This window comes from Geobacillus sp. ZGt-1 (genome assembly GCF_001026865.1).
GTDB classification, from domain to species: domain Bacteria; phylum Bacillota; class Bacilli; order Bacillales; family Anoxybacillaceae; genus Geobacillus; species Geobacillus thermoleovorans.
In genome coordinates this window covers 56,493-63,770 of record NZ_LDPD01000025.1, presented here as the reverse complement: position 1 = coordinate 63,770, position 7,278 = coordinate 56,493, and the positions used below count along the sequence as shown (strand labels likewise).

Sequence of the window (7,278 nt, the reverse complement as noted above, 5' to 3'; positions counted from 1 at the left end):
CTGCTCTTGCTTGACGAACCGTCAATGGGGCTCGCGCCGCTTTTGGTCAAGACGATTTTCCGCATCATTCAGGAAATCAACGAGTCGGGGACGACGATTTTGCTTGTCGAACAAAACGCCCATATGGCGCTCTCCATCGCCCATCGCGCCTATGTCCTTGAATCGGGGCGCGTCGTCTTGTCGGGAACGGCGAGCGAGCTGCAGGCGAGCGAGCAGGTGAAGCAGGCGTATTTGGGCGGGCATTGAGAAGCGATAGGCGGAAGAACGTCAGCGGAAAGCCGTTTCGGACGGTTGTGCCGCCGTGGAAAAAAGGCTGATTCCAACTTGGAGATCAGCCTTTTTCCGTCATTGCCGTTTCGGCCGGCGAACGCCGGCTGGGATGGACGGACGGGAAACATCGGCGTCCGGGACGTCTCTGCTCTTGAAAAAACATGCCGCTGATTTGGGCGGCTGGCGTTGGCGGAGAGAACCCCGTCGCGCCGGCCCCCGCGCGGCTAGCGGCGCCGTTGTTGCCGCTCGGCCCGCTCCCATGCTTTTAAGTGCGGGTACGGGTCAAACGCCCATTCGGTATAGCCGTTGTCTTTGTACATGCCGTAGTGAAGATGGGGGGGAATTTTCCCCGCCGTGCCGGGCGGACCGTAGCCAGAGCTGCCGACCGAACCGATGATCGTCCCCGGCTCGACGATTTGCCCCTCGCGAAGATCGGCGGCGAAGCCGTTCAAATGGGCAAAGTAGTGGTACGTGTTGTTGATGTCGCGGATGCCGATGCGCCAGCCGCCGTATTTGTTCCACCCTTTCAGCTCGACGATGCCGTAGCACGTCGAGCGCACCGGAACGCCGTAGCCGGCGAAAATGTCGGTTCCTTCATGAATGCGCCGCCCGCCCCAGCCGCGCGCATCCCCCCATGTATCGCGGTAGCTGTAATTGGCCCCTAGCGGAAGCGGAAACACGTGGTTGTCCAATTTCAACGTCTGATACTTTTTATAAATTCTCGCCTTTCCTAAAATCAAGTCGACGGTTTTGGCGCGTTGGTAATAGTTCCAAAGCGCGATTTTGATATGGCGGTGATCGATGCCGTACGTCTGCAAATAGCGGGCCATGGCCATGATCACATCGTCATCGTCATCCGCCCGCGCATAGCCGTCTCCGTCTCCGTCCACGCCAAGGCCGCCAAACTGGGAGATGGTGAACGGGTCTGTATCATGCGGGTTTTTGTTCAGCGGCCCGGCCCATATTTCCGGCTTCATATAAATGCCGAGAACGCCGGCTGGCTTGGGCAGGTCGCGGCGCACTTGCCGGACGTTTCGCTCATACTGGTCAATGGCCGCAAAGTAATACCACGGGATCAAGGAAACGGCTTCGGCCTTTTTGTACAGCTCCATTCGCTTTTCATACATCGCTTCTTCCTGTTCCGCCGCCGAAGCCGCGCCGGCGGCGATCCACAGCATCGCTGCCGCCGATATGGCGGCAAGCCATCGATGCACGCGTATTCCCCCTTTCCGCCCGTTTCATATGTTTAGTTTGGGGAGAAACGGGAATTTCATAAATGTTAAAAGGAGGAAAATCGTCTGATGGACGATTTTTTTGTGTTTTCCTGCGCTTTTCATTATAATGAGAAATGAACAATCATCGACAAGTGGAGTGAGAACGATGGCGACGAAAGAAGAACACGTCCGCAAGCCGGACTGGTTGAAAATCAAGTTGAACACGAACGAGAATTATATCGGTTTAAAGAAGCTGATGCGGGAAAACCGTTTACATACCGTTTGCGAGGAAGCGAAGTGCCCAAACATTCACGAATGCTGGGCCGTACGGCGGACGGCGACGTTTATGATTTTAGGCAGCGTCTGCACGCGCGCCTGCCGCTTCTGCGCCGTCAAAACCGGGCTGCCGACCGAGCTCGATTGGCAGGAGCCGGAACGCGTCGCGGAATCGGTGCGCATCATGAACTTGAAACACGTCGTCGTCACCGCCGTCGCCCGCGATGACCTAAAAGACGGCGGGGCGGCGGTATTCGCCGAAACGGTGCGCGCCATCCGCCGGAAAAACCCGTTTACGACGATCGAGGTGCTGCCGTCGGATATGGGCGGGGTGTATGAAAACTTGAAAATTTTGATGGATGCCCGCCCTGACATTTTAAACCATAACATCGAAACGGTGCGCCGCTTGACTCCAAGGGTGCGCGCCCGCGCGACGTACGAACGTTCGCTTGAGTTTTTGCGGCGCGCGAAAGAATTGCAGCCGGACATTCCGACGAAATCGAGCATCATGGTCGGCCTTGGGGAAACGAAAGAGGAAATCATTGAAGCGATGGATGACTTGCGCGCCAACCATGTCGACATTTTGACGATCGGCCAGTATTTGCAACCGACGAAAAAGCATTTGAAGGTCGTGAAATATTACCATCCGGATGAGTTTCAAGAGCTGAAAGAAATCGCGTTGAGCAAAGGGTTCAGCCATTGTGAAGCGGGGCCGCTCGTCCGCTCGTCGTACCATGCCGATGAGCAGGTGAGCGAGGCGGCGAAAGCGCGGCAGTTGAAAGCGTAACATCCAACGAACGGCACGAAAGCAAGCAAGCGTTGTTTCAGCGGCTGAAAGCATCATCCCGGCCGGATGAACGCGAAGAAACGGTCATGCCTTTCATAAAGAAGGCAGACCGTTTCTTTTCCCTAGCGCCCCGCTTTCGTCGCCCGCGGCGTGCCGTCGCGGAAATCGCGGTCTAATTCATCGTTTGTTTCGTTGATCATTTCGCCGTTTTCATTTTCCCCGTCGCTCAGTTTTTTCCCTTGCGGATATTTCAACATCCGCTGAATCGTCGCATCGAGAATTTGGTCGATGTTGCGCGTGTTCGAATCAAGGCGCCCGAAGCGCTCAATGTCCTTCATCAGCTGCGGATTGTCGGCGACATACACATGGTAGTAGCGGGGAACGACGGAAAGCGCTGTTTTTTTCACTTGATCGGCCGTTTGCTGCCGGTTGTTCGTGTCCGCGTCATACACGACGAGCACTTCCTCATCCGTGACGAGCGTGGCGACGTCTTTGACGCCCGGCAGCTGGGTGCACAATTTGCTGATTAAATCAGCCGCTTTCTCGCGGTTGAAGGACGGCATGTCGTTATAGCCGTTTGCATCGCCGAGGATCGGGCTTTTTTGATGGCGGACGTAGCCGAAGTTGTTCATCGGCGTGTCATCGCCGTTGGGCACCCCGTTTTCATTGTACAGCTCGTTGCGGTCGGTGACATTGATCGTGTTGCCGCTCCGCTTGTAAATATCGGTGTTGTCGTCCTCGGCCGTCTGTGCGCAGCCGGCTAGGGCGACGGCCGTTCCGAACATAACGGCCAACCATGGTCGTCTCATCGTCAGCACCCCCTTCGCTTTTAGGGTGGCACACGGATGATGGTTTGATGACAGTAATTGATTGGGGGCGATGCATCGTTTATGATGGAAGTGGAAAGGCGAGGTGAGAACAGTGATTTGCATTAACAATCATTGTTACGAACTGGTGGAAAATGTGAAAAACGCCTTTAATGAAGAAGCCTTTCGCGCCCGATATGCGGACATTTTGGCGAAGTACGACTACATTGTCGGGGATTGGGGATACAACCAGCTCCGGTTGCGCGGGTTTTTTGACGACCATAACCAAAAAGCGACGTACGATACGAAAATCAGCACGCTGTCCGAATATTTGTATGAATATTGCAACTTCGGCTGCGCGTATTTTGTGTTGCGCAAGGTGAAACGGTAAGCACGGCAGCCGCCCGCTTGCCGCGAGCGGCTGCCTCGTCATTCGCCTTCGTTGTACGGAAACTGTTCACTCTGATGCGGATCGTCGTGCGGCGGGTGGGCGGCTGGGTCGCGCCTTGGAATGTTTTGGTGGAACGATTTAAACTCGTAGTTGAAGGCGCTGTAATGCCGCTGGCCTTCCTTCCAAGGCGTGCTTTTGTTTTCGACCGGCGCGTCGTCGCGGCGCGGCGAGCCGTACGGCCCTTCTGGGAACTCTTCGGCGGTCAAGAAATTGCGCTGTTTCTCGACGATGGAAAAATCGGCGTATGTTTCCCGTTCCGCCATTCGTCTCACCTTCCTTCGTTCGTGGGCTGTTTCATAAGATGCCCGAAACCGAGGAAGGTTATGAGAGATACTCCTCCAAAAAGGCGCGCAAATCGTTGGCATCTTGTTCATGAAGCTGGTAAGCGTGCTCGATATAGCCTGGCTCCTCCAAATCGTCGCGCCCGAGAATGGCAAAGCGGTTGCTTTGCAAATCGAGCACGAGCCACTTCCCGTAAAAACGATCCGTTTCGATGAGCGCCAAATCAAACCGCTGCCGCTCGCCGACAAAACTGACGAAGCGGACGGCCGCTTCGACGGTGTCGTCGTATAAATAAAACCGTTCACCCATCATTTGAGCCCCTCCTGTTTTTTCGTCTATGTCCATCATAGCAGACAGGCGGCGAAAACGGGAGACAGCAAATCGCACAAAGGAACGAGGAGGGATGACGGATGTATTTTGTCGATCGCAAAAAACTGGAAGAAACACTCAGCTACATGGAACAAATGCTGGACCGTTACAAGGCCGAGAAGCGATGGGACGAGCCGCTTCGGCAATTGGCGCTCGAACGGATCGCTCATATCGTCATCGAGGCGGTGTTGGACGTCGGCAACGCCATGATCGATGGGTTTATTATGCGCGACCCAGGCAGCTACAACGACATCATCGACATTTTGGCTGACGAACAGGTGATCTCGCCGGCGGATGCCGACCGATTGAAAGCGTTCATCGCCCATCGGAAAATGCTTGTGCACGAATATGCGCGCGTCGATCACGCGAAATTGCTCGCCGATCTGAACGAACATTTGCCGGCGCTGGAGGCGTATCCGAAGGCGGTGCGCGCTTACCTTGAAAACGAGCTCGGCCCGGTGTCGGCGTTTCGCAATTGATGGCGGGAAAGGAGAGCGGATGCATTGAAACGATACAACGGCTACCTCATCGATTTGGACGGGACGATGTACCGCGGCACCGAATGCATCACTGAGGCGCGTACGTTTGTCAACGAGCTGCACCGCCGCGGCATTCCGTATTTGTTTGTCACGAACAATTCGTCGCGCACACCGGCGCAAGTGGCGGAAAAATTGCGTTCGTTCGGCGTGCCGGCGGAGGAGAAGCATGTGTTTACGACAAGCCAGGCGACGGCGAATTACATTTTTGAAAAGAAACCGGATGCTTCCGTGTATGTGATCGGTGAAGAAGGGCTCCAAACCGCCTTGGCGGACAAAGGATTCCGTTTGGCCGGCGAAGATGCGGATGTCGTCGTCATCGGGATTGACCGGCAAATTACATACGAAAAGTTCGCTGTCGCTTGTCTCGCTGTCCGAAATGGAGCGATGTTCATCTCAACCAACGGCGACATCGCTTTGCCGACGGAGCGGGGGCTTTTGCCGGGCAACGGGGCGCTGACGTCGGTCGTCGCCGTATCGACGCAGGTGAAGCCGACATTTATCGGCAAGCCGGAAAAAATCATTATGGAGCAGGCTCTCAAAGTGCTCGGCGTCCCGAAGGAGGACGTGCTGATGATCGGCGACTATTATGAAACCGACATTTTAGCCGGCATGAACGCTGGCATTGATACGCTTTTAGTCCATACGGGCGTTACGACAAAAGAAATGCTCGCCCGCTACGAACGGATGCCGACGTATACGGCCGATTCGCTTTTGGAATGGCTTGACCGCTTGTAAACAACGCCGCTTTGCCTTTTTTGGCAAAGCGGCGTTTCATGTTGCTCGGCGCGGATGGAGGGCGCGCATGGGCGGCGCCGGCGTTACTCCGCATTGGCGGCCCGATGCGCCAGGCGGCTTGACGCCGCCGCGGCGATGGCCCCGACAATGTCGTCCAAAAACGTGTTGCATTTTCCGGTCGATTTATCATTTAAATATTGCAAAATGCCCGGTTTTTGCTTATCGATATATCCGTAGTTCGTAAACCCGATCGATCCGTACACATTGACGATTGACAGCGCCAAAATTTCGTCGACGCCATACAGCCCTTCATCGCGGCGGATGATCGACTGCAGCGGTTCATCGAGCCGACCGTCTTCGGCGAGTTTATCCAATTGGATGCCGGTTAGAATCGCATTTTGCACTTCGCGTTTCGAAATGACGCGGTTGACGTTTTCGATGCACTCCTCCATCGTTAAATCGGGATGATATTTTGATTGCAAGTAATAAACGAGCTCCGCAATTTTTTCCACGGTCACCCCCCGTTCCTCAAGCCAGCGCCGAGCCGTTTGTTCCAGATTGTTCATAATGAATTCGCTCATGAACTTCACCTGTTTCTTTTAGAAAGTCGTTTTCTATATATATGTATCATGTCATAAATCAGTCCGTCATATAAAGAAAAATGCTCATCGGCTTTTTTGGCGCCCGCTGTCATATATAAAAAAGTAGCCCTCTTTTTCCGCGGCCATGCGTTGGCTGATCAGCATAGGCGCGTGAATGGGGCCGTTTCATGCTGGAGCGGAGGCGGAATCGGCTCATCGATGGGGCGGCGATGAGATGAAGGTGTGGAACGAGCGGAATGACTGGTTTCGGCAAAAAGGAAAAAGGAGGCGCGGCGATGGAAGAATGGGTGCGTGAACAGTATGGCATGCGCGTCGAGAGGTTGGAGCGAAGCGGACGGCATGCGGCCTTTTGGCATCGGCAGGAGCGTTTTTTGCTCGTTCCCGCCGATGGGCAAAGCGAAGCGGAAATGGAAGAGCGCCAGCAAATGAGCCGCTATTTGCGGGCAAAAGGAGTGGACGGCGTCGGAGAACTGGTCAAAACGACGTCCGGAACGTATATCGCTTCCTATAATGGACAGCCGTTGGCGCTCGTTCGCGCTCCGCTTCCGGCGGCTCGCTTTCGTTCGCTCGGAAGGGAATTGGCGGTGATGCATGAATGCGGGAGAACATGTCCATGGCCGATCGTCGCCTGCCGGCGCATCGGCCAATGGCGGGAGCTGTGGGCGAAGCGGATCGATCAAATGGAGGCGTTTTGGTCGAGCAAGCTCGCTTCCGGGCCGTCGTCGCTGTTTGATCGTCTGTTTATCGAATCGTTCCCGTATTATTTAGGCTTGGCGGAAAACGCGGTGCAATACGTGGCGGACACGGAGATTGACGAAGAACCAGGGCGCATCGATTACGCGGCATTTTGCCATGAGCGTCTCCCCGAGGCGAAGTGGGTTGGGGGGATCGAAGCGAAGCTGCCGACCGACTGGGTGTATGACCATTGCGCCCGCGATTTGGCGGAA

General features: G+C 55.2%; 10 protein-coding genes and 1 pseudogene. 6 read left to right on the top strand and 5 right to left on the bottom strand.

The window, feature by feature from the left end:
- Window positions 1-246, top strand: a pseudogene (locus VU18_RS20450) (ABC transporter ATP-binding protein); the annotation flags it as partial.
- A 248-nt stretch (window positions 247-494) separates the two neighbouring features.
- On the opposite strand, the gene VU18_RS12980 reads toward VU18_RS20450, so the two are convergent.
- A complete protein-coding gene (locus VU18_RS12980; RefSeq protein WP_047758249.1) occupies window positions 495-1,484 on the bottom strand; it encodes a M23 family metallopeptidase in 990 nt (329 codons plus the stop codon).
- 166 nt (window positions 1,485-1,650) lie between these two features.
- On the opposite strand from VU18_RS12980, the gene lipA reads away from it, so the two are divergent.
- Complete coding sequence (gene lipA, locus VU18_RS12975) at window positions 1,651-2,547, top strand: lipoyl synthase (RefSeq protein WP_013144325.1); 897 nt, start codon at window positions 1,651-1,653, stop codon at window positions 2,545-2,547.
- Window positions 2,548-2,669: 122 nt separating this feature from the next.
- Here the strand turns inward: lipA and VU18_RS12970 are convergent, their stop codons facing one another.
- Window positions 2,670-3,356, bottom strand: coding sequence for a YhcN/YlaJ family sporulation lipoprotein (locus tag VU18_RS12970; RefSeq protein WP_033004697.1), 687 nt, complete (start codon window positions 3,354-3,356; stop codon window positions 2,670-2,672).
- Window positions 3,357-3,468: 112 nt separating this feature from the next.
- On the opposite strand from VU18_RS12970, the gene VU18_RS12965 reads away from it, so the two are divergent.
- On the top strand, window positions 3,469-3,744 hold the full coding sequence (locus VU18_RS12965; protein ID WP_013144326.1) for a YutD family protein: 276 nt from the start codon (window positions 3,469-3,471) through the stop codon (window positions 3,742-3,744).
- A 38-nt stretch (window positions 3,745-3,782) separates the two neighbouring features.
- On the opposite strand, the gene VU18_RS12960 is transcribed toward VU18_RS12965, so the two are convergent.
- Together VU18_RS12960 and VU18_RS12955 are read right to left on the bottom strand one after the other, a co-directional pair.
- Entirely contained in the window at window positions 3,783-4,067 is a 285-nt protein-coding gene (locus VU18_RS12960; protein WP_047758248.1) for a hypothetical protein, read from the bottom strand.
- Between the two features lie 58 nt (window positions 4,068-4,125).
- Complete coding sequence (locus VU18_RS12955; RefSeq protein ID WP_011232440.1) at window positions 4,126-4,398, bottom strand: DUF3055 domain-containing protein; 273 nt, start codon at window positions 4,396-4,398, stop codon at window positions 4,126-4,128.
- Between the two features lie 98 nt (window positions 4,399-4,496).
- Between VU18_RS12955 and VU18_RS12950 the strand changes: the two genes are divergently transcribed.
- A complete protein-coding gene (locus tag VU18_RS12950; RefSeq protein WP_047758247.1) occupies window positions 4,497-4,934 on the top strand; it encodes a DUF86 domain-containing protein in 438 nt (145 codons plus the stop codon).
- Between the two features lie 24 nt (window positions 4,935-4,958).
- Entirely contained in the window at window positions 4,959-5,729 is a 771-nt protein-coding gene (locus VU18_RS12945; RefSeq protein ID WP_020753752.1) for a TIGR01457 family HAD-type hydrolase, read from the top strand.
- Window positions 5,730-5,812: 83 nt separating this feature from the next.
- Here VU18_RS12945 and VU18_RS12940 read toward each other — a convergent pair whose 3' ends face one another.
- Entirely contained in the window at window positions 5,813-6,310 is a 498-nt protein-coding gene (locus tag VU18_RS12940) for a phosphatidylglycerophosphatase A (RefSeq protein WP_011232437.1), read from the bottom strand.
- A 296-nt stretch (window positions 6,311-6,606) separates the two neighbouring features.
- Here VU18_RS12940 and yutH point away from each other — a divergent pair.
- The coding region (gene yutH / locus VU18_RS12935; RefSeq protein WP_047758273.1) for a spore coat putative kinase YutH at window positions 6,607-7,278 on the top strand (672 nt) is incomplete at its 3' end.

Excerpts from the sequence above, each read along its gene's own strand:
- VU18_RS12950 (WP_047758247.1), top strand. The coding sequence starts at position 4,497 with ATGTATTTTGTCGATCGCAAAAAACTGGAAGAAACACTCAGCTACATG.
- VU18_RS12940 (WP_011232437.1), bottom strand. The coding sequence starts at position 6,310 with ATGAGCGAATTCATTATGAACAATCTGGAACAAACGGCTCGGCGCTGG.
- VU18_RS12960 (WP_047758248.1), bottom strand. The coding sequence starts at position 4,067 with ATGGCGGAACGGGAAACATACGCCGATTTTTCCATCGTCGAGAAACAG.
- VU18_RS12955 (WP_011232440.1), bottom strand. The coding sequence starts at position 4,398 with ATGATGGGTGAACGGTTTTATTTATACGACGACACCGTCGAAGCGGCC.
- lipA (WP_013144325.1), top strand. The coding sequence starts at position 1,651 with ATGGCGACGAAAGAAGAACACGTCCGCAAGCCGGACTGGTTGAAAATC.
- VU18_RS12970 (WP_033004697.1), bottom strand. The coding sequence starts at position 3,356 with ATGAGACGACCATGGTTGGCCGTTATGTTCGGAACGGCCGTCGCCCTA.